This window comes from Vibrio sp. 10N.237.312.B06, assembly GCF_041464685.1.
In the GTDB taxonomy this organism is placed as follows: domain Bacteria; phylum Pseudomonadota; class Gammaproteobacteria; order Enterobacterales; family Vibrionaceae; genus Vibrio; species Vibrio tasmaniensis_A.
In genome coordinates, this window is the sequence record NZ_JBFSPI010000066.1 from 1 (window position 1) to 22,248 (window position 22,248).

General features: G+C 45.7%; 16 protein-coding genes and 1 pseudogene. 13 read left to right on the forward strand and 4 right to left on the reverse strand.

The annotated features are described in order from the left end of the window. Positions 1-56: 56 nt before the first annotated feature. From AB6C75_RS16625 to AB6C75_RS16660, 8 genes and pseudogenes are all read left to right on the forward strand, one after another. A pseudogene (locus AB6C75_RS16625) lies at positions 57-1,079 on the forward strand (iron-containing alcohol dehydrogenase); the annotation flags it as partial. 53 nt (positions 1,080-1,132) lie between these two features. Next, positions 1,133-1,876, forward strand: coding sequence for an HAD family hydrolase (locus AB6C75_RS16630; RefSeq protein ID WP_372108260.1), 744 nt, complete (start codon positions 1,133-1,135; stop codon positions 1,874-1,876). Continuing rightward, positions 1,873-2,826, forward strand: a complete 954-nt coding sequence (gene tal, locus AB6C75_RS16635; RefSeq protein WP_017099278.1) for a transaldolase — start codon at positions 1,873-1,875, stop codon at positions 2,824-2,826. The genes AB6C75_RS16630 and tal overlap by 4 nt, the downstream gene beginning before the upstream one ends. A 10-nt stretch (positions 2,827-2,836) precedes the next feature. Continuing rightward, entirely contained in the window at positions 2,837-4,831 is a 1,995-nt protein-coding gene (gene tkt / locus AB6C75_RS16640; RefSeq protein WP_372108262.1) for a transketolase, read from the forward strand. A gap of 1 nt (position 4,832) precedes the next feature. Continuing rightward, positions 4,833-5,546, forward strand: a complete 714-nt coding sequence (rpiA, locus tag AB6C75_RS16645; RefSeq protein ID WP_372108264.1) for a ribose-5-phosphate isomerase RpiA — start codon at positions 4,833-4,835, stop codon at positions 5,544-5,546. 80 nt (positions 5,547-5,626) lie between these two features. Further along, a complete protein-coding gene (locus tag AB6C75_RS16650) occupies positions 5,627-7,057 on the forward strand; it encodes a Sapep family Mn(2+)-dependent dipeptidase (protein WP_372108266.1) in 1,431 nt (476 codons plus the stop codon). A 9-nt stretch (positions 7,058-7,066) separates the two neighbouring features. After that, positions 7,067-8,650: a PTS transporter subunit EIIC gene (locus tag AB6C75_RS16655; protein ID WP_372108268.1), complete on the forward strand. Its 1,584-nt coding sequence runs from the start codon at positions 7,067-7,069 to the stop codon at positions 8,648-8,650. Between the two features lie 121 nt (positions 8,651-8,771). Further along, positions 8,772-10,190 (forward strand): hypothetical protein, encoded by a 1,419-nt coding sequence (locus AB6C75_RS16660; protein WP_372108270.1) that lies wholly within the window; start codon positions 8,772-8,774, stop codon positions 10,188-10,190. 89 nt (positions 10,191-10,279) lie between these two features. On the opposite strand, the gene AB6C75_RS16665 is transcribed toward AB6C75_RS16660, so the two are convergent. Together AB6C75_RS16665 and AB6C75_RS16670 are read right to left on the reverse strand one after the other, a co-directional pair. Continuing rightward, entirely contained in the window at positions 10,280-10,705 is a 426-nt protein-coding gene (locus tag AB6C75_RS16665; RefSeq protein ID WP_009848000.1) for a phosphate-starvation-inducible protein PsiE, read from the reverse strand. A gap of 141 nt (positions 10,706-10,846) precedes the next feature. Further along, positions 10,847-12,217, reverse strand: coding sequence for an NCS2 family permease (locus AB6C75_RS16670; RefSeq protein WP_065678261.1), 1,371 nt, complete (start codon positions 12,215-12,217; stop codon positions 10,847-10,849). Positions 12,218-12,960: 743 nt separating this feature from the next. On the opposite strand from AB6C75_RS16670, the gene gmk reads away from it, so the two are divergent. The 4 genes from gmk (at position 12,961) to recG (ending at position 18,580) form a co-directional block, all read left to right on the forward strand. Further along, positions 12,961-13,584 carry a guanylate kinase gene (gene gmk, locus AB6C75_RS16675; RefSeq protein ID WP_009848002.1) on the forward strand — a complete coding sequence of 208 codons (624 nt, stop codon included), beginning with the start codon at positions 12,961-12,963 and terminating at the stop codon, positions 13,582-13,584. A gap of 279 nt (positions 13,585-13,863) precedes the next feature. Continuing rightward, a complete protein-coding gene (gene rpoZ / locus AB6C75_RS16680; RefSeq protein ID WP_009848003.1) occupies positions 13,864-14,136 on the forward strand; it encodes a DNA-directed RNA polymerase subunit omega in 273 nt (90 codons plus the stop codon). A gap of 59 nt (positions 14,137-14,195) precedes the next feature. After that, a complete protein-coding gene (spoT, locus tag AB6C75_RS16685) occupies positions 14,196-16,322 on the forward strand; it encodes a bifunctional GTP diphosphokinase/guanosine-3',5'-bis pyrophosphate 3'-pyrophosphohydrolase (RefSeq protein ID WP_012603022.1) in 2,127 nt (708 codons plus the stop codon). Positions 16,323-16,501: 179 nt separating this feature from the next. Then, complete coding sequence (gene recG / locus AB6C75_RS16690; RefSeq protein ID WP_372108273.1) at positions 16,502-18,580, forward strand: ATP-dependent DNA helicase RecG; 2,079 nt, start codon at positions 16,502-16,504, stop codon at positions 18,578-18,580. Positions 18,581-18,855: 275 nt separating this feature from the next. Here the strand turns inward: recG and envZ are convergent, their stop codons facing one another. Together envZ and ompR are read right to left on the reverse strand one after the other, a co-directional pair. After that, complete coding sequence (gene envZ / locus AB6C75_RS16695) at positions 18,856-20,151, reverse strand: two-component system sensor histidine kinase EnvZ (RefSeq protein ID WP_372108275.1); 1,296 nt, start codon at positions 20,149-20,151, stop codon at positions 18,856-18,858. A gap of 307 nt (positions 20,152-20,458) precedes the next feature. Further along, positions 20,459-21,178, reverse strand: coding sequence for a two-component system response regulator OmpR (gene ompR / locus AB6C75_RS16700; protein WP_009848007.1), 720 nt, complete (start codon positions 21,176-21,178; stop codon positions 20,459-20,461). A gap of 178 nt (positions 21,179-21,356) precedes the next feature. Here ompR and greB point away from each other — a divergent pair, with 178 nt between their 5' ends. Then, the gene (greB, locus tag AB6C75_RS16705; protein ID WP_012603019.1) at positions 21,357-21,839 is read left to right on the forward strand and encodes a transcription elongation factor GreB; all 483 of its coding nucleotides are present in this window, start codon (positions 21,357-21,359) and stop codon (positions 21,837-21,839) included. Positions 21,840-22,248 lie beyond the last annotated feature (409 nt).

Here is a 22,248-nt window from a genome sequence, read left to right on the forward strand (position 1 = left end):
CACAACGGTATGCTAAGAACAAAAATGCCGTTCACTCTTAAGTGAACGGCATTACAGCCTATGACCGCATTTTTACTTTGCTTTCAGAGCAAGGAATTGAAGTGACTCATTTTGATGGTGTCGTACCGAATCCGCCTACAACCGTCGTTGAACTTGGCCGCCAAGTGGCCATCGGAAATAACTGTGATGTGGTTTTGGCCATTGGTGGTGGTTCATCGATTGATACAGCAAAAATCATTTCGGCAACGATCAATGCAGAGTCTCTAGATTGGGCCCATTGGTTTGCCACTTATGATTCACCGTTTGGGGACGTCAACCCACTACCCGCGAAAGTCGTACCTTTGATCGCTGTACCTACAACATCGGGAACTGGCTCTCAAGTGACGCAAGCGGCAGTGATTACCGACCTTGAGCAACATGCAAAACTAACACTGTTTCACCCTGAATTTTTCCCTTGTGAAGCGTTAATCGATCCAGAGCTCATGCTGACACTGCCTCCACGTATGACAGCTATGACAGGATTTGATGCTTTTTCACATGCGTTTGAATCATTTACGGGTACTCGACCATCTCCATTTGTTGATGGTATGGCGTTAGAAGCAATGAAGCTTGTCATTGATCACCTACCGAGTGTTGTCGACAACGGCGCAGATTTACATGGCCGCTGCCAACTCGCGAAAGCAGACACACTTGGCGGGATCTCGCTAGCTAATGGCGGTGCGGGGGCACCACACCCTTTAGGCGAAATTTTAGGTAGTAGCAAAACAAACCTACCACATGGGTTAACACTCGCAGTGGTTTATCCAGCTTATGTACAACTTCAATGGCGCAAGCAACCAGAGAGATTTGCTCAAGTGGCTGAGTTATTTGGTGCTGTGGGAAGTACCGAAGAAAAAGCTCAATCATTAGCGGCTGCTCTTGTGAAATTCCTTGAACGTATCGGTCTTGAATCGAACTTAACTCAAGTAGGTGTCACCAAAGAAGATGTTCAAAAGTTGGAGCCGGCTTTTTGCTTTGATCTACCACTAACCAGTGGTGAAGAAATGAAAAAAGTATTGCAGGCCAGTTTGGTTGAATAAGCGACAGTCACAAATTCACGTTTGTCATAATTAAAGAAAATGGAGATTGAAACATGGAATACAAGAACAACACTTTAGGTCATACAGCTTTGAAATTGGAAAGAGAGGAATTCATTGCCAGTAACCTAAAAGCGTTGGTCTTTGACTTCGATGGCCTTCTCGTCGATACCGAAACCTGTATGTTCAAAGCCTGGGAAGCTTTGTTAAAACCATACGGCGTTGAAGTTTCGCCACTCCAGGTTGCTGGCCTAGTTGGGAGCTCAGCGCCAGCAACCTACCTTTATCAACTATTCAACAAAGCGTCGAATCAAAAGCTGTCCGATTCACAAATTCGCGATCGAGTGATCGCTCATGCCTACCAATTAATTGCTTCAATAACAGAACGAGAAGGTGTCCGTCAGTATCTAGACTTTGCTAAATCACACTCATTGAGCATTGTACTGGCCACCAGCTCAGAGGCTGATCATTACATGCCAATTCTGAATCGTTTGAACCTTACACACTATTTCGACTGCTTTATCGGAGCAGAAGACATTGCCTCAGATAGACGGAAACCACATCCCGATGTGTATTTAGCGGCATTAGAACAACTCGGTGTATCTGCCCATCAAGCCATCGCTTTCGAAGATTCCCCTCCTGGAATTATGGCGGCTCGATCGGCAGGAATACCAACAGTTGCAGTAACCAATTTGCTCACTCGTCACCTCGATGTCTCGCTAGCCAACGTGGTGCTGAGTTCGATGAATGATCAAACGCTACTGCAATTGATAAACCAACTTACCGAGAATGAACGATGAATAAATTAGAACAACTGAAAAAGCACACCACTGTCGTTGCCGACACAGGTGATATTGATGCTATTGCTGCATTTCAACCTGAAGACGCCACAACTAACCCATCTCTAGTACTAAAAGCCGCAGAAATGCCGCAATACGATCACTTAATCGCCGATGCGATCACTTGGGCAAAAGCACAAAGCAACGACAAATCACAACAGTTGATCGACGCTGGAGACAAACTGGCGGTCAACATTGGTTTAGAAATTCTAAAAACGGTACCGGGGCGCATCTCAACAGAAGTCGACGCTCGTATGTCATTCGACAGAGTCGCAAGCTTGGCAAAAGCTCGTAAGCTTATCGGCATGTATAACGAAGCTGGCATCAGTAACGACCGAATCCTAATTAAGTTAGCGTCAACTTGGGAAGGCATTCGAGCAGCTCAAGAGCTAGAGAAAGAAGGCATCAACTGCAACCTAACGCTGCTGTTCAACTTTGCACAAGCCAAAGCCTGTGCAGAAGCCGGTGTTTTCTTAATCTCACCTTTTGTCGGTCGTATCCTAGATTGGTACAAAACCAATACCGATAAAAAAGAGTACCTTCCTCATGAAGATCCTGGTGTCGTTTCAGTATCTGAAATTTACAACTACTACAAAGATCATGGCTACAACACGGTTGTGATGGGCGCGAGCTTCCGCAATGCCGATGAAGTCCTAGCATTAGCGGGCTGTGACCGTTTGACCATAGGCCCTGCAATTTTAGACCAACTTGCAGCACAAGAAGGCTCTGTTGAGCGCCTACTCTTTGCCGACCGTGACACCATCAAAGAGACACCAACAGCTATGACTGAAGCACAGTTCCGCTGGGAGATGAACCAAGACCCGATGGCAACAGAAAAGCTAGCCGAAGGCATCCGTAACTTTGCCGTCGATCAAGGCAAGTTAGAAACCATGATCGAAGCACGCCTGTAGGAGAAGCATAATGATTACACGAACTAAATTAGCCGACGCTATTCGCGTTCTAAGCATGGACGCTGTACAAAAAGCAGGCTCGGGCCACCCCGGAGCACCGATGGGCATGGCCGATATCGCTGAAGTTCTATGGCGTGATTTTCTAAAACACAACCCGAGCAACCCTAACTGGGCCGACCGCGACCGTTTTATCTTGTCGAATGGCCATGGCTCAATGCTTATCTATAGCTTGTTACACCTATCTGGTTACGAGCTATCAATGGATGACATCAAATCTTTCCGTCAATTACACAGTAAAACCGCAGGTCACCCTGAATACGGTTACGCTCCAGGTATTGAAACCACTACCGGCCCATTAGGACAAGGCATCACCAACGGTGTCGGCATGGCTTTGGCTGAAAAGGTGCTGGCTGAACAGTTCAACCGTGAAGGCCACGATATTGTTGATCACCACACCTACGTGTTCATGGGCGACGGCTGCATGATGGAAGGTATTTCTCATGAAGCATGTTCACTTGCTGGTACGCTTGGACTAGGGAAGCTGGTCGCTTTTTGGGATGACAATGGCATTTCGATTGATGGCGAAGTCGACGGCTGGTTCTCTGATGACACACCAAAACGTTTTGAAGCCTACGGTTGGCATGTTATTGCTGATGTTGATGGTCATAACGCTGATGATATTCACAAAGCGATTACTGAAGCTAAAGCCGTAACAGATAAACCAACCTTAATTTGCTGCAAAACCGTGATTGGTTTTGGCTCACCAAACAAGTCAGCCAGTCATGACTGTCATGGTGCTCCGTTAGGTGCTGATGAAGTCGCATTGGTTCGACTCAACCTCGGCTGGGACCATCCTGAATTTGAAATTCCTCAAGATGTATACCAAGCATGGGATGGGAAAGATAAAGGACAAAGCAATGAAGATGACTGGCAAACACGTTTCAATGCTTATCAAGAGACGCACCCAGAATTAGCCGCTGAGTTTTTGCGTCGTAGCCAGAACCTATTACCTGAAAATTGGGATCAGCACACTCAAGATCTAATCCAGACTTTGCAAGCGAATCCACAAACCATCGCGACTCGCAAAGCATCACAAAATACTATTGAAGCATTCGGACCATTACTGCCAGAGTTTTTGGGAGGTTCTGCTGATTTAACCCCTTCAAACTTAACTAACTGGTCAGGCTCAAAAGCAATTACCGCTCAAGATGCGTCAGGAAACTACTTGAGTTACGGCGTTCGTGAATTTGCGATGTCTGCAATGATGAATGGCGTGGCGTTGCATGGTGGCTTTATCCCATACGGCGGTACGTTCTTGATGTTCATGGAGTACGCTCGTAACGCGCTTCGTATGGCAGCACTAATGAAGCAACGCAGTATCTTCGTTTATACCCATGACTCTATCGGTTTGGGGGAAGATGGTCCGACACACCAACCGGTTGAACAAATCGCATCGCTTCGACTTACCCCAAACATGAGCACTTGGCGTCCTTGCGACCAAGTAGAAACCGCGGTGGCTTGGAAGTCTGCTATCGAACGTTTTGATGGCCCAACGTCATTGATTTTCTCTCGCCAGAACCTTGTTCAATTCGAACGTGACCAAAACACGCTTTCCAATGTAGCGAAAGGTGGATACATCCTTTCTGACTGTGAAGGTGACCCACAGCTGATTCTAATCGCTACGGGCTCTGAAGTGGCACTCGCCATGGAAGCAAAAGCACAGCTAACTCATGTTCGTTGTCGTGTTGTTTCAATGCCGGCCACCGATATTTTTGATGCACAAAGCGCGGAATACAAGGAACAGGTTTTACCAAGCCATGTTACAGCACGAGTTGCCATAGAAGCTGGTATCCGTGACTACTGGTTCAAGTATGTCGGGCTACACGGTGACATTGTGGGAATGACAAGCTTTGGTGAATCAGCACCAGCAGAACAACTCTTCGAAATGTTTGGATTTACGGTTGAAAACATCGTTGAAAAATCCCTAGCGGTTCTGGAGAAGTAATATGAGCATGGCACAACGCTTTATTGAAAACCAAAGCCAAGACTGCCTGCGAACTAAGGCTGCAAAAGTAGCCTTAGAGCAAGTCCTAAAAACGCTAACACCTTCTAGCGTGATTGGTATCGGCACTGGTGCAACAGTTGAAGTCTTCATTCAACTATTGAAAGAAAGTGGCGCTGAGTTTGCTCATTGCGTATCCAGTTCGGTTCGCTCAAGTCGAGCTTTATCCTCTGCAGGGCTGAATGAGATATCCATATCTAAATGTGGCCGTGTTGATTTCTACATTGATGGCATTGATGAAGGTCTTACAACCGGCATGACCGTGAAAGGTGGTGGTGCAGCACTGGCTCGTGAAAAAGTACTCGCGACGCTTGCTCTAAGCTTCATCACCATCGCAGATAGCGGTCGATTGGTCACTCAACTCGGAAAGTTTCCACTCCCTGTAGAGGTTTTACCTGCCGCACAAACCGCTGTGTTTAATGCCTTACAAAGCCTTGGTGGACACCCGACGTTGCGCCAAGACTGCACCACTGATAACGGCAATATCATTCTCGATGTTGCTCATTTGGACATCGCTGAACCAAAGCAATTAGAACGCCAAATTAACGCTATTCCTGGCGTCGTCGAGAACGGTATTTTCGCGCAAAGAACGGCCGATTTCATGGCTTTTTCGAATGCAGAAGGTACGTATTTATTATCAAAGCAACACGTTCAATAGCTGGGATTTATAATCAAAATGAGACCTCGCTTGCAAGTCTATTTACAAGCATGTCAGTAAGGATAATTTAGGAATAAAACATGACGGAAAGCAATTTTTCAGCTCAAACACTGCGCTATTTTGATTCAAATATTGAAACGTTTACGCGTGATCTATCTGAGCTAATTGCTATTCCGTCTGTACGAGATATCAGCAGCTGTTCACCCAATGCTCCTTTTGGTTTACCGATTAGAAACGCATTCGACTTTCTCATTAACTGGGCGAAACGAGAAGGGTTTGAAGTCCGTGATCATGATGGTTATGCCTTGGACATCAGCTTTGGCGAAGGCTTACAAGAAATCGGCATATTGCATCATGTAGATGTGGTAGAAGCCGGTAATTTGGACTCATGGTTAACCCCTGCATTTGAGATGCACCAACACGGTGATGACTTATTGGGGCGAGGCGTTACCGACAACAAAGGCCCGTTAATGGCCAGTCTGTATATTCTCAAGATGTTTAAAGCGCTTGATGTAACACTCGACAAAAAAATAAGAGTGATCATCGGCGGCGCAGAAGAGACAACTTGGGAATGTGTAGAGCATTATTTTAATCATAACCCTCAACCGGATTATGGTTTCTCTCCAGATGGCGACTTCCCAATCGTTAATGGAGAAAAAGGCATCCTATATGCGTCATTGCAACGAGAATTCCCAACTCACAATGGCCTAGGAACTTGTCAGATCGTAAGCATTGAAAGTGAGCGTGACAGAACATCCACCTGCTATCAATTATCGATTTATCTGACAGGAGAAAAAGCGGCTGAAGTAGCAGCAACATTTGAAACTTCAGCAACGGTCACTCTTGCCAATGTGGCACAAAGTGACAACCACCAACAAAAGGAGTTGTACTGCGTTGAGTTGTCAACGCCGTGGGAGAAATCTCGCAACCCGCATAAGGTCGATAACTGTATGGATCAGTTTGTTCGTCACATGCGACATGTTGAAGGGTTAGACACTAACTCTCGAAATTTAATTGATTTACTAGACGCGTGTTTTAGTGATTCCAATGATGCTTCGAAATTAGGGCTAGCACACCAAGATAATGAAATGGGGTCGACTACATGCTGTGTCTCCTCCATCAATTTGAGTCAACATGGCTACAACTTGGATTTTGATTTTCGGTTTCCTAAAGGACTGACTATCGATCAAGCTCGTACCCAACTCCAGTATGTATCCCAACAATACGGAGTGAGATTGATTGAACACCAGTACTTACCTCTATCTTACCTCTCACCCGAAAGTGAACTTATCCAAGCAATGGGAAAAGCTTATTCCGAAGTTACCAAAATGGACGCTCAATGCTTTAGCAAAGGTGCAGCTTCTTACGCGCGCGCGCTAAACAATGGTGTGGCATTCGGACCTACTTTTCCTGGTGATGTGACTCGTGTCCATGAGCCCAATGAAAGGCTCAGCCTCGAGTCATTAAAAAGAGCAATAACAATATACGTGAAAGTTCTCATATCACTTTAGGAGTAAATTATGAGAGATAAGGTTCAAGCACTTGCTGGAGGTATGATGGTATCCATCATCGTACTGGTTATCGCAGGTATATTTATTGGTGTGGGCGCTGGTGTTGTAAACCAAATGTCTGCTACCGACTCTGTTATTTGGGCATTCTTTAAGCTGATGTTAGATCTTGGCTTGATGGTCATGCGCAATCTACCGCCTTTCTTTGCGATTGGTCTAGCGTTCGCGCTGGCGAAATCTGAAAAAGGTTGGGCAGCCTTCACTGGCTTTACCATGTTCATGTGTTTCAACGTCGCTATCGGATCGATCGCTGCATTTCACGGATGGACTCAAGAAACTACAAGCGTTGCGTCATTAATGAATGATGCTGGCTACGACAAAGTAGCAGCGCAAAACTTCAACTCTTTATGGGGTGAGTCTTTAGGTATCTTCGCTTACAACATGGGGATCTTTAGCGGTATTCTTGTTGGTTGTATTACGGCTTGGATCCACAACCGTTACTACAAATTCGAAATGCCTGCACTCTTGAGCTTCTTCTCTGGCCCTCGTGCCGTAGTGATTTTCGCTTACTTCGCTATCATGCCTATCGCGCTGTTTGTTTACTACGCTTGGCCGCCGATCGCAGGGGCACTGCAGTCCATCACTACCTTGATTACTAGCTCAGGTATTTTTGGCTCTTTCCTATTTGGCGTACTTGACAAAGGCTTATTGCCATTTGGCTTACATCACCTTATCGCCTTCCCTATTGAATACACTCGTGTTGGTGGCGTAATGGAGATTGATGGTGTTGTTTACGAAGGTGTTCGTAACATCATGAATGGCCAAATGAGTTCACCAGAGGCAACGAGCTACATTACACATAACTTTACCAGCGGTCGTATTCCAATCCAAATTGGTGGCCTAACGGGTGCTGCTTATGCAATGTACGTAACAGCAAAAACAGCCAATCGAAAGAAGGTAGCCGCTATCATGGTGCCTGCGGTATTTACGGCTGCTGTTATCGGTATTACCGAGCCACTGGAATATACCTTCCTATTCGTCCAACCATTCCTATTCTTTGCAGTGCATGTTCCGCTAAATGGTCTTGCTTATGTGATCACCGAAATGATGGGTGTTTCAATTCACGGTAATCAGCTGCTATTTATGGTGCCTAACCTACTACAACCTGAAAAGGTTCATGCTTGGGCTCTATTGTGGATTATCCCACTATACTTCGCGATTTACTTCTACACATTCAAGTTCTTCATCCTGAAGTTTGATTCAAAAACCCCAGGTCGCGAAGAAGAAGATGGTGATATCGCCCTGTATTCAAAAGAAGACTTTAAAAAGAAAAAGGAGCAGACCTCAAAAGGACTGCCTGTTGAAATCATTGAAGCGCTTGGCGGTGCAGACAACATCGAGAACGTAACAAACTGTGCGACTCGACTGCGTGTCTCTCTGCACGACGAGTCGCTAGCCGCGAGCGATAAAGTATGGAAACAACAGCTCAACGCTATTGGAGTCGTCAGAATGAACAAAGGCATTCAAGTGATATACGGAGCGAACGTTATTACGATTGCGTCTGGTATCAAAGAAGCCCTTGGTATTGATTCTTAACCAAGCACTTCCTCGGTAACCCTACCGTTACGAGTTTATAAAACCTTAGCAATTGCAATCTCTCCTGTGGCTACAAGTCACAGGAAGGGGTTCGTGCACCTGAAATATGGAAATTATAAAAATGAAAACAATAACTAAACATACCGTTACGCTACTTGCTCTTTGTGTTTCTGGCGTCCTACACGCAAACGAAAATACAACATCAAGCTGGTCTGAGCGCAACCCTATCGCCTTCTGGGGAGATAGAGCCAATGAGGACTGGAGCTATGTCGATGGTCTAGACGAAAGTCAAAAAAGCTTTTCAGAAAAACTCAAACGTTTAGACATTGATGACAGTGGTGACTGGAAAGTCTCGTTTAGCGGTAATGTAAAAGCCGCAGTCGATAACCGTTGGAATCACATGTATGACGGAGAGAACCGCAAGAAAAATGAACTGCGTACTCGCATGCAATTCTCCACCGATGTGACTTACCAAGACTGGATGCGTGTATTTGGTGAAATTCGAACCAATTACACTAACCTCGATAGTCCGGGTCCAGTAGACGATGCCGGCACTGACTTCCACCAGTTGTTTACCGAATTCAAATTACTCGATGACGGTGAGCAATACCTAAGTACCCGCCTTGGTCGCCAAGAAATATACTTAAATGAATGGCAAATGATGAACCGTGAACCAACGCCAGTTCAATCAAGTTGGAATGCAGCCAGCGCAAAATACAGCGTAGCAGGCATCAATTTTGACGCATACTACGGCGAGGAAGTATTCCCTCTCTACAAAGATGGCAGCTTCGGTGGCAACTGGGATGATAAAACCAATGGCAAAAAATCGACCGGCTTATTCGCTAATTGGAGAACTGACTTCGGGGCAATGCAAGCCTACATAATGAGTAATAAACTCACCAATGAAAGCTTTGTTAATGCACCAGACGGTGACGTCGACATTCAAGTTTTAGGCTTGCATGCCCATGACTTTGTGAGTGAAGGGTTTGGTTACATGCTCGACGGTGTTTACCAATTTGGTGATCATGCAGGTAAAGATATCTCAGCCTACATGGCTTATGCCGATTTGAACTACAACTGGAAAGCAGACTGGAACTATCGCTTAGGTCTGAACCTACATTACGCATCAGGTTCAGATAAAGATAGCGACAAAGTGAACACGTTTAACCCTTTGTGGACAGGTGACCCACTGGGTTTCGCGCATGATGGCGCTTACGGTAACGCAATGCAGGTCGGTTCTTACACTGTGATTGAGTATCAACCGAAACAATCCATCATCGCTGGCTTTATGTCAACATGGCGTGCCAACACAGATGATGCAATCTACACACTCAACCAAGATGTATTATTTGGTGCAGAGTCTGACGAAAAATACGCTTACACCCAGTTCTATCTGCAATTCCATAATTACATCACAGGCAACTTAAAGTCTGAGTTAAATATGTACTACGCATTAGATAGCGACTACACACGTGACGTAGTCGGCAGTAGCAGTGATGACATTTCCCGTGTTGAAATCGCACTGATCTATAACTTCTAACACTGCTTATCAGGTTAGTATGTTACTAAATGAATTCGCCCAGCAGTGCTGGGCGAATTTTTTAGATCATCATATTTCAGTTAATTGAATTACTCATCCGGCTGCTTGGTTCGAAGATCCACATATGGCCAGTAATGGTGCCCTACTCGAATCAAAAGTGTTGCTGCTGCTAAGATAAACGCTGCAACAGACAACCAAACGATGAGTACTGCATCCAACTCTTTCATGCCCAGAGTAATGTAACGAGCAATCGCCATCATCGCGATGTAAATCGGATATCGAACCGGGATCTTACCGTTCATCACAAACTGCTGAACCATCGCCAACACTTCTAAATAGATGAACATCAGTAGAATATCGGTCAATTGCACTCGACGTTCAGCAAAAACATGCATGAACTCTTCGACCATCGCAAACAAGGTCGCGAGCGTGATCGCTACCAGTAATACCGCTTCCATAATGTGAAATACTTTTAAAAACGGCTTACTAAAAGATTTAGGTAAGTGAGAAGGCATAGTCACTCTTCAAAAAATAATTAATCCAGTCTCTACATTAGCATGCGCTCTAGAGAAGCGACGAATACAAAAGTGGCCCCACATTCACTGCAGAGCCATTTGTTTGTCTTTTACTTAACGACTTCTAGTGACTAATTAGCCTTACAACAGAATCAGGTACGTTAAGAACACCACACATAGCCCGTAGATCAATGGGTGCACTTCTTTGCGCTTACCTGCAACAACCATTGTGAATGCGTAGCTGATGAAACCCATCGCCATACCGTTCGCTGGTGAGAAGCTTAGCACTGTGAACATGATGGTGAAGAAAGCTGCAATGCGTGACTCTTTCTTTTCCCAGTTAATCTGACCAAGACGACCCACCATGTAGATGCCTACCACAACCATCGCAGGCGCGACCATTGCCGCTGAGAAGATAGAGAAGATTGGGTATAGGAATAGAGACACTAGGAATAGGCCAGCCACCATGACTGCCGCTAAACCTGTTTTCGCACCTTGAGAAGAGGCAATACCCGATTCAGAGAAAGCAGTAATCGATGTGGTACCTAGAATTGAACCAATCACAGTACCGCCCGCATCAGCCACTAGCGCCGATTTTGCATTCGGCACTTTACCGTCTTTGTCGATGATACCTGCATCACGGCCAACACCCACAATCGTGCTCAATCCATCGAAGAAATCGACAATCAAGAAGATAAGTACGATGAACAACAAATCGAACATTTTCTCAGGCGTAAAAGCTGAGAAGTCAAAGATAGCGCCAAAGCTGCCTGCCATACTTGGTGGCATTGAAACGAATTGGTCAGGGATTGGCGCGTTTGATGTGCCCATGAATACATCAGCAAGAATGGTCAGTACGATAGCTGAAACAAACGAGATAAACGTGGCCAACTTAATATCACGAACCATACAGCCCAATGCGATGAAGATGCTCACATAAGCGATGATCACTTTTGGATCGGAAATGTCACCTAAACCAACCAGTACGAACGGGTTAGAAACGATGATACCCGCATTCTTAAGGCCTAAGAAAGCAATGAACAAGCCGAGAGACACAGTAATCGCCAGCTTCAAATCTTCAGGAATCGATTCAATCATCGACTTACGGATATTAGTCAATGAGAAGGCAAGATAAAGAATACCCGATAGGAAGATGCCAAATAATGCTTCATTCCAAAGTACTGCCACTGAACCACTTAACAATAAGCCTTTGAAGAAGCCATTCATGCTCATGCCAGGTGCTAGCATGACTGGATAGTTACCCCAAATGCCCATGATAAGCGTTGCAATAGCAGCAGAAAGAGCGGTCGCCGTAAAGACTGCACCTTTGTCCATTCCCGGAATGCCACCCAAAATTGCTGGGTTAACCGCCAAGATATAACTCATCGCTAAGAAGGTAATAAAACCTGCGTATAGCTCAGTGCTGATCGTGGTCTTTCTCTCTGAGAGTTTGAACAGGGTGTCAAGTGAGCCAGATGTCTTCTGGGCTTTCAGGGTGGAGTCGGTATTCACAACAAAACCTATGTATTAAATTAAGAAATTTGAGATTCAAATGCTGTGAGAATAGAGGGGGTCTCTACACTAAAAACTGTAGTCACCAAGGTAGGCTCGGTAGTAGAAACATCTAGTCTAGTAGGGTCTGTTGGCCCTTCGAGATGATTTTTGCAGCGAGTTGTTGGGGATTTCTACAAGGCAGAGACTTTGAAGTGTAGCTAGCCTACATAAGAAGTCGATAACGCAGTAGAAATCACCAACAAACGCTGCCCGAAGGGTTCGGCTAAAATCGTTTTATGCTTTGTTAAGGAGTCTTTACTTAGAATACTAGGCTACAAACTCCTTGCCGCGCCTAAAACGATTTTTTCTCGAACAAAACTCCATCGCGAAAGGTCAACAGACCCTAGATATATACAGCATTTAATCGTTTGCGCGGATTGTAAGGATTGAGATTAAAACTTCAACAAATTTTGTTCAGATCACATAAAAAACTGAACATGATCAGTCATTACATTTATAGGAAGATCAGACAAAGGATCATTTGAGAATAAATAACGATCAAGCCAGTTGTTCTCAATCATCTAAATATGCTACTCTTCGCCTCCATTTTTCTGACCTAATTTTCACTAGTTGTCTCTATTAGTTTTACTTGTTATCCCTTTTTAGATGCAACCATCGGAACAAAAATTAGAGTCAGTGCTATCTTTTATAGTGTCGGTTTATCGCCCTCACTCAATCCAACCAACAGTGGAAATATACAGATGGGCAAAGGTACTCTTTACATCGTATCTGCACCTAGTGGCGCAGGTAAGTCGAGCTTGATCTCAGCAATGCTAGAAACCAATCCAACCTACGCAATGAAGGTATCTGTTTCACACACCACTCGCGGTATGCGCCCTGGTGAAGAAAATGGTGTTCACTACCACTTCGTAGAGAAGCATCATTTTGAAGACCTTATTAATAAAGGTGAATTCCTAGAGTACGCTGAAGTTTTCGGCAACTACTACGGTACTTCACGCGTTTGGATTGAAGAAAACCTAGACCGCGGTATCGATGTATTCCTAGATATCGACTGGCAAGGTGCTCGTCAGATCCGTGAACAAATGCCTCAAGCGAAGAGTGTATTCATTCTTCCCCCATCAAATGGTGAGCTAGAGCGTCGTTTGAATGTTCGCGGCCAAGATAGCGACGAAGTTATTGCGAAACGCATGAGCGAAGCAAAATCAGAAATTTCTCACTATGCAGAATACGATTATGTGATCGTGAATGATGACTTTGATGCAGCCCTAATGGACTTCAGAGCTATCATTCGTGCGGAGCGCTTAAAAGAAGATAAGCAAGCAGCGAAATACAGCGGCATGCTTACAGCACTACTAGCGGAATAATCTCTGATACCAATCGAAGTAAACAACTGGTCATTCTAGCTTGTGAAAAAGCCTGATAACGTCGTTAGAATTTTTGATTGTAGGGTCACTACTTATCGAAAAATTCTGCCTTGTTCTCAAACTTTTGTTCGGCGCTATCTCTGAACACTTATTTACTGTGATTGGTATAACTGGATTTTCCATTGAGATAAGTATACGGTGAACTAGAAAGTCTCTAGTTAAACTTGTATACTTTCTCGTCATCAAAAATTTATTAGTTAATTACTATTTGGAGTCCTCATGGCACGCGTAACTGTTCAAGACGCTGTTGAAAAAGTTGGCAACCGTTTCGACCTAGTTCTTATTGCGGCTCGCCGCGCACGTCAAATGCAAACTGGCGGCAAAGATTCACTAGTGCCTGAAGAAAACGATAAGCCAACGGTTATCGCTCTTCGCGAAATCGAAGAAGGTCTTATCACTAAAGACGTACTAGATGCTCGTGAGCGTCAAGAGCAACAAGAGCAAGAAGCGGCTGAGCTTGCAGCAGTAAGCAGCATCGCTCACACTCGATAGCTCATATTCGCTGATAGAATCAACGTCATTCGAACTAATTAACCTTCCGGGCCTTTAATTTGTATCTATTCGATAGCCTCAAAGACGTTGCCCAAGAATACCTAACAGAGCCTCAAGTTGAGGCTCTGCGTCAATCTTATGTGGTAGCGAGAGACGCCCATGAAGGGCAAACCCGTTCAACGGGTGAACCATACATTATTCACCCTGTAGCTGTTTCAAGAATCCTGGCAGAAATGCGTCTGGATATCGAAACTCTGCAAGCAGCCCTACTCCACGATGTAATTGAAGACACTGAAGTTACAAAAGAGGAGCTAGAAGCTCAATTCGGCAATACCGTTGCTGAACTGGTTGATGGTGTATCTAAGCTGGATAAGCTTAAATTTCGTGATCGCAAAGAAGCGCAAGCAGAGAACTTCCGTAAGATGGTTCTCGCGATGGTGCAAGACATCCGCGTTATCTTGATCAAATTAGCTGACCGTACTCACAACATGCGTACGCTTGGGGCACTTCGTCCTGATAAGAAGCGTCGTATTGCTCGTGAAACCCTAGAGATTTATTCTCCGCTAGCTCACCGTCTTGGTATTCATAACATCAAGACAGAACTAGAAGAGCTGGGCTTCGAAGCCCTTTATCCTAACCGTTATCGCGTCCTGAAAAACGTAGTGAAAGCTGCGCGTGGTAACCGTAAGGAGATGATTCAACGTATCCATAGCGAAATCGAAGGCCGCCTTGAAGAAGTCGGTTTGCCTGCTCGCGTACTTGGTCGTGAAAAGAACCTGTTCTCCATCTATAACAAGATGAAAACCAAAGAACAGCGCTTCCACACCATTATGGACATCTACGCTTTCCGCGTAGTGGTTGATACACCAGATACTTGCTATCGCGTACTTGGTCAGGCCCACAGCCTGTACAAGCCTCGTCCTGGCCGCATGAAAGACTATATTGCGGTACCGAAAGCCAACGGCTACCAATCTCTGCACACGTCAATGATCGGCCCTCACGGGGTGCCAGTTGAGGTCCAGATCCGTACTGAAGATATGGAGCAGATGGCAGATAAAGGTGTCGCGGCGCACTGGTCTTACAAAGGCAATGGCTCACGCAGTAGCAACGGGACAACCGCACAGGTTAAAGCACAACGTTGGATGCAGAGCTTACTTGAGCTGCAACAAAGCGCAGGTAACTCATTCGAATTCATTGAAAACGTTAAATCTGATCTGTTCCCAGATGAGATCTTCGTATTCACGCCGAAAGGTCGCATTGTCGAACTTCCAGCAGGCGCAACAGCAGTCGATTTTGCTTACGCGGTACATACCGACGTCGGCAACATGTGTGTCGGTGCTCGTGTAGACATGAACCCTTACCCACTCAGCAAATCGCTGAAGAATGGCCAAACTATTGAGATCATCAGTGCTCCGGGCGCACGTCCGAATGCAGCATGGCTCAACTACGTAGTGACCTCACGTGCGCGTACGAAGATCCGTCAGGTCCTGAAAACGATGCGTCGTGAAGAGTCGATTACCCTTGGCCGTCGCCTACTGAACCATGCACTTGGTGAACACTCTATTGCCGATGTCGGTCAAGAGAATATCGAACATGTATTGTCTGATCTACGTCTCGATAACATTGAAGACTTGCTAGCATCGATTGGTCTTGGTGAACTGATGAGTATCGTTATTGCTCGTCGTTTATTGGGCGATGCTGACGAACTGACTGAAGTGGCAAACAACAGCGATACACCTAGGAAGAAATTACCGATCCGTGGTGCTGAAGGCCTATTACTGACGTTCGCTAACTGTTGTCACCCGATTCCAGATGATCACATTATTGCTCATGTATCTCCAGGTCGTGGTCTTGTGGTACACCGAGAAACGTGTCCAAACGTTCGTGGTTACCAGAAAGAACCGGATAAATACATGGCGGTTGAATGGTCTGACGATTACAACCAAGAGTTCACTGCTGAACTCCAGGTCGAATTACAGAACCATCAAGGTGCACTGGCTGAGTTAACTAACGTTATCTCGAAAACAGGCTCGAACATTCACGGTATTTCAACCGAAGAACGTGACGGACGCTTGTACACAGTGACTATCTTGTTGACCACGAAAGATCGTGTTCATTTAGCGAGCATTATGAAGAAGCTACGTGTGATGCCACACGCGCTCAAAGTAAGACGTCGTAAGAACTAACGTTCGAACTTATTAGCAACTTTGCTAAGAATTGAAATCCCCTTAATGCTTTATCGCTTAAGGGGATTTTTTTGTGGCTGCGATTCTAGAGTTCCCCTAGCTTCATGCTATTCATGCCTGTACAAAAATCCAGTAAAATGCTTGAATAGATTATCTCTCTTACGTTTATGAGCCTTGTTATGTCACAGCTTTTATCTGCTATCCCTCTCAACTCTTTATCTGGAGTCGGCGCAAAAGTCGCAGAGAAACTGGAAAAGGTTGGGCTTAACAATGTACAAGACCTACTGTTTCACCTACCACTACGTTATGAAGATCGAACGCGTATCTATCCAATAGTAAAACTGCACGCTGGTCTTTGGGCTGCGGTGCAAGGTAAGGTAATGCACGTCGATACCATTTTTGGTAAACGTAAGATGTTGGCGGTAAAAATCAGTGATGGTAACGGCACCATTATCCTACGCTTTTTCAACTTCACCGCCGGTATGAAGAATAACTTTGCCGAAGGCAAACAAGTCCATGCCTATGGTGAGATCAAGCGCGGTAATATGGGGCTTGAGATCGTCCATCCGGATTACAAATTCTTTGCACCAAGGCAGCAACCAGATGTGGAAGCGAACCTAACTCCGGTGTACCCAACCACTGAAGGACTAAGACAAGTCACGCTGCGTAACCTTACCGATCAAGCTCTAGAGTTAATCGACAAGGCCGCGGTTAATGAGCTTTTACCATCAGGTTTATACGACCACCAAATTACCCTCGCACAAGCACTGCATACCATTCACAGACCGCCTCCAGGGATTGACCTAGAGCTGTTTGATGAAGGCAAGCACCCCGCGCAACTGCGTCTAATTATGGAAGAGCTACTGGCTCAAAACCTGTCGATGTTGTCTGTTCGCAGTAAAGGGCAGCAAGACAAGGCAATGCCTTTTCCTCCGGTGAACACCCTCAAAGATAAGCTGTTAGCTCAGCTGCCGTTCTCGCCAACCAACGCACAAGCACGAGTAACCAAAGAGATCGAAGCTGACTTGGAAAAGCCGCACCCTATGATGCGTTTAGTACAGGGTGATGTGGGCTCAGGTAAAACCTTAGTCGCGGCACTCGCGGCTGTTCGTGCACTCCAACACGGTCAGCAAGTAGCACTGATGGCACCAACTGAACTACTCGCAGAACAACACGCGATTAACTTTGCCAACTGGTTTGAGGCAATGGGTATTCAAGTTGGATGGCTAGCAGGTAAGCTCAAAGGCAAAGCTCGTGAAACTGAGCTAACACGTATTGCCAGCGGCGAAGCGCAAATGGTGGTCGGTACTCATGCGCTATTTCAAGAGCATGTCGAATTCAAAAACCTTGGCTTAGTGATCATTGATGAGCAACACCGATTTGGTGTCCACCAGCGACTAGAGCTGCGTGAAAAAGGCGCGAAGCAAGGTTATTACCCTCATCAGTTGGTGATGACTGCTACGCCAATTCCACGAACACTTGCGATGACGGCCTATGCCGACCTTGAAACCTCGATTATTGATGAGTTACCACCGGGGCGAACCCCAATTCAAACCGTCGCGATTCCTGATACCAAGCGCGATGACATTGTTGAACGTGTGAAAAATGCGTGTCTCAATGAAGGCAAACAAGCTTACTGGGTGTGTACGTTGATCGATGAATCGGAAGTACTGGAAGCTCAAGCTGCAGCGGATACGGCAGAAGAGCTGCAACGCAAACTGCCCGACGTAAAAATTGGTTTGGTTCATGGCCGAATGAAACCCGCAGAGAAACAAGCGGTGATGCAGGAATTCAAAGAGAACAAACTGCACCTGTTAGTTGCTACAACCGTGATTGAAGTAGGTGTTGATGTACCGAATTCGAGCTTAATGATCATCGAGAACCCAGAGCGTCTTGGTCTAGCGCAACTGCACCAACTGCGTGGCCGTGTTGGCCGTGGTTCGGTCGCAAGCCATTGTGTACTGTTGTACCACTCCCCACTATCTAAAACCGCTCAGAAACGCTTAGGGGTACTTCGTGAAAGTAACGATGGCTTTGTGATAGCTCAGCGCGACTTAGAGATTCGTGGGCCCGGTGAGTTACTTGGTACCAAGCAGACAGGCTTGGCTGATTTTAAGATTGCCGACTTAGTCCGTGACCAGCGTTTAATACCTGAAGTGCAGCGTATCGCGCGTCATATCCACGATAGCTACCCAGACAACGCCAAGGCGATCATCAACCGCTGGCTGGGTGAGCGCGATGTTTACTCTAAGGCTTAGTTAACGCTAAGGCATAGTTAACACTGAGACCGCATTCAAACGTAAAAAAGGCTTCCTCAAGGAAGCCTTTTTAGTGTGCGTTACTTTCATCAAGCAAGAGCAAGATTCCCTATTAGCTCGTTCCTCACGATAGGGAATGACGATCAAAGTAAACTTTCATCATCAAAGTCCATGGTTAGCAATTCGTCATCCCCGAGAGGGAAGAATGACCGAGTCGGGGATCTCTTAACACCTTTCCGAACCGACCCCGTCGCCACAATACAGACCGATGATATTTAAGGCTTCACAGGAAAACTGATCTGCGCTTTTAAACCACCTTCACTACGGTTATTCACCACTACCGCACCTTGGTGTTGGCTGACAATACGTTTCACAATCGCCAAGCCTAAGCCGGTACCTTCACTACCACGAGCGGTATCACCCCGCGTGAACGGTTCAAACAACTTGCCGACTTGGTCTTGCGGGATCCCAGGGCCATTATCTTCAACGGTCACCCAAGCCAATTTATTATCGGCCGTCATGCCAGTCGATACCTTGACCCAACCATTGCCATAGCGCAGCGCATTCACCACCAAGTTACTCACGGCACGCTTCATCGCGATCGGGTTACCTAGCGCAGGCTTCATCGACTCTGGAATATCGGTTTCAATTTGTACCTCGTAGCCACCTTCTGAGCTCGATACCTCGCGAGCAATATCATCAACAAACACCGCTTGGAATGAGTCTCGGTCAACAGGCTTTAGGTAATCCATGAACTGACTAATGATCTCGTTACACTCTTCGGTATCACTGATGATCCCTTCCGCTAAGTAGCTGTCTTCTGGCGACATCATCTCGGTGGCTAAGCGAATACGGGTTAACGGAGTTCGCAAATCGTGACTGATACCCGCCATCAATAAAGCGCGGTCTTCTTCTAGCTCTTGAATGCCTTTCGACATCTGATTAAAGGCTCGAGTTACCGAGCGAATCTCTTGCGCCCCTTGCACTGGAAGTGGCGGTGGAATATCACCACGCCCAACACCTTGCGCGGCTTTCTCTAGGGCTATCAACGGCCGATTTTGCAAGCGGATAAACAGCCACCCACCAGCAACAATCAACAACGCCATGATCAGACTGTTACGAAATAGAGGCGCAAAGTCTTCTTCTTGCAGCTCAGACAGGGGAATACGAATCAAGGAGTTAGGCAACTGCGCAATGTCCATCCACAACACGTAACTTTCTTTGCCCAAAACCAATCGCACTTCGGTCTCAGAGCCGAGCTCTTTGGTCATCTCCTCACTCATCAGGTCTATCGCGACCGCATGGTAGTATTCGCCCGACGCTTCACTGTCCTTGGCATGAACCGTAACCCCGAGCTGCTCAAGTACACGCTGACGCAGTGGCGCATCAATCTCGATATCACTGCCTTGGTCCAATACTAGGTTTAGTTCGTGAGCCAAAATCTTATTAAACTGCTGCAAACTCGGCATCAATGCATAATTGAACACCGCGTAATAAGAAAATATTTGGCTAGCAACCAACAGGGTTAAGAAGAGCACTATCGACTGAGTAAAGGAGCTACGTATGCGCATAGAAGACCTAAAGTGAGGGATGATAAAGGAATATAGTGGGAACTATAGCTGTAATACCAATCACAGTAAGTAAATGATCATAAATAGCGCCGGAAAAAGGCTTGAGAACAAGGCTGCAATTTTTGATAAGAGTTATTCTACAATCAAAATTTCTAACGAAGTTATCGAGCGTTTTAACAAGCTAGGATGAGCAGTTATTTACTACGATTGGTATCTCTCATTGTGCTGAATACAAAACGGGCCATCGCATATTAATGAGATGACCCGTAAATAATAAATTCTGAATCACAGAACGAGCAAAGCTAGATTACACAGCTTTGCCATCTGGAACGAATACATAACCCAAGCCCCACACCGTTTGGATATAACGAGGTTTACTTGGATCTTCTTCTACTAGACGACGCAAACGCGAAATCTGGACATCGATAGAACGTTCCATCGCTGAATACTCACGGCCACGAGCCATGTTCATCAGCTTATCGCGAGACATTGGCTCACGAGCGTTAGTGACAAGTGACTTCAGAACCGCAAATTCACCTGAGGTAAGAGGCATAGGCTCTTCACCGCGGAACATTTCACGTGTACCTAGGTTTAGGCGGAACTCACCAAACTCAACCACAGACTCTTCTGTGCTTGGCGCGCCCGGTGCTTCAATCACTTGGCGACGCATTACCGCTTTGATACGAGCAAGCAGTTCACGTGGATTAAATGGTTTTGGCAGGTAATCATCAGCACCCACTTCCAAACCCACAATGCGATCCACTTCGTCACCCTTTGCTGTAAGCATCAGGATTGGTAGCGAGTTGTTTGCGTTTCGTAGACGACGACAGATCGAAAGACCGTCTTCGCCCGGCAACATTAAATCCAATACCATCAAGTGAAAGTTTTCACGGGTTAACAGGCGGTCCATCTGCTCACTGTTTGCCACGCTACGCACTTGAAAGCCTTGCTCTGACAGATAGCGTTCTAGCAGTGCACGTAAACGAGCATCGTCATCGACCACTAAAATTTTGTAGTTTTCTTGCATGTAATGGTTCCACCTATTAAAGCTTAAACCTAAGGTTAAGCATTCTTGGTAAATTGTATATTGGTATAAGACATTAAAAATGTAACATTATTGAGGGAAAAGTCGCCTAAATAATTGTTAACGTATGTTGCCTTTCTATATATTCTATCTTAGATCATCATTTCATTAAGTCAGATTTATGAAAACCAAACTTATCACCCGCGAAGGTTATAACAAGCTCAAAGCAGAACATGACCACTTATGGCACGAGAAGCGTCCTGAAATCACTAAGATAGTCACTTGGGCTGCAAGCCTTGGAGATCGTTCAGAAAACGCAGATTACACCTTCAATAAGCGTTTGCTTCGTCAGATTGATCGCCGAGTGCGTTTCCTACGCAAATTCCTACCAGATGTCACTATCGTGGATTACTCGCCACAACAAGAAGGTAAGGTATTTTTCGGTGCTTGGGTCGAAATTGAGAATGATGATGGGGAAATTAAGAAGTTTCGAATTGTCGGCCCAGAAGAGATCTACGGCGATGCCAAAGGCTATATCTCTATCGACTCACCAATGGCTAGAGCTCTGCTCAAGAAAGAAGTGGATGACGAGTTTACGGTAACCACACCGGAAGGCGACAAAGAGTGGTTCATTAACTCGATTCGCTACGCAGACGACGAATAATCAAACCTAATAAACACTTAGCGATGAGCTGAGTGTTCAAGCAAACCCAAACGCCAGATAAAAGAAAACCCCGCTAGGCTTTCGCCTGACGGGGTTAAGTCTCTATCGCAGCAATCCGGCTACTGTTTATCTCTTCGAGATAAGGTGCTCCCTGCATCTGTCCTTGATAGTGGCTAAATCCTTTAACCAATTTCCTTTTTGTTCATCGCCATCCTAGCGGTGTCCATTCTAGCCTGTCATCCTGACTGGCGAATCTCATCCAGAGATTATCACTTCCTTGCTGACCACTCATCCTAAGTAATCAAATCTTCATCCTGAAGATACCTAGTCCGTTAGGCTTTTTCCTGTTCCTGCCAACTCCCTGTCGACAAGTTAAATATTACGGTATTTGGGCAAGTTTCCTAGACAG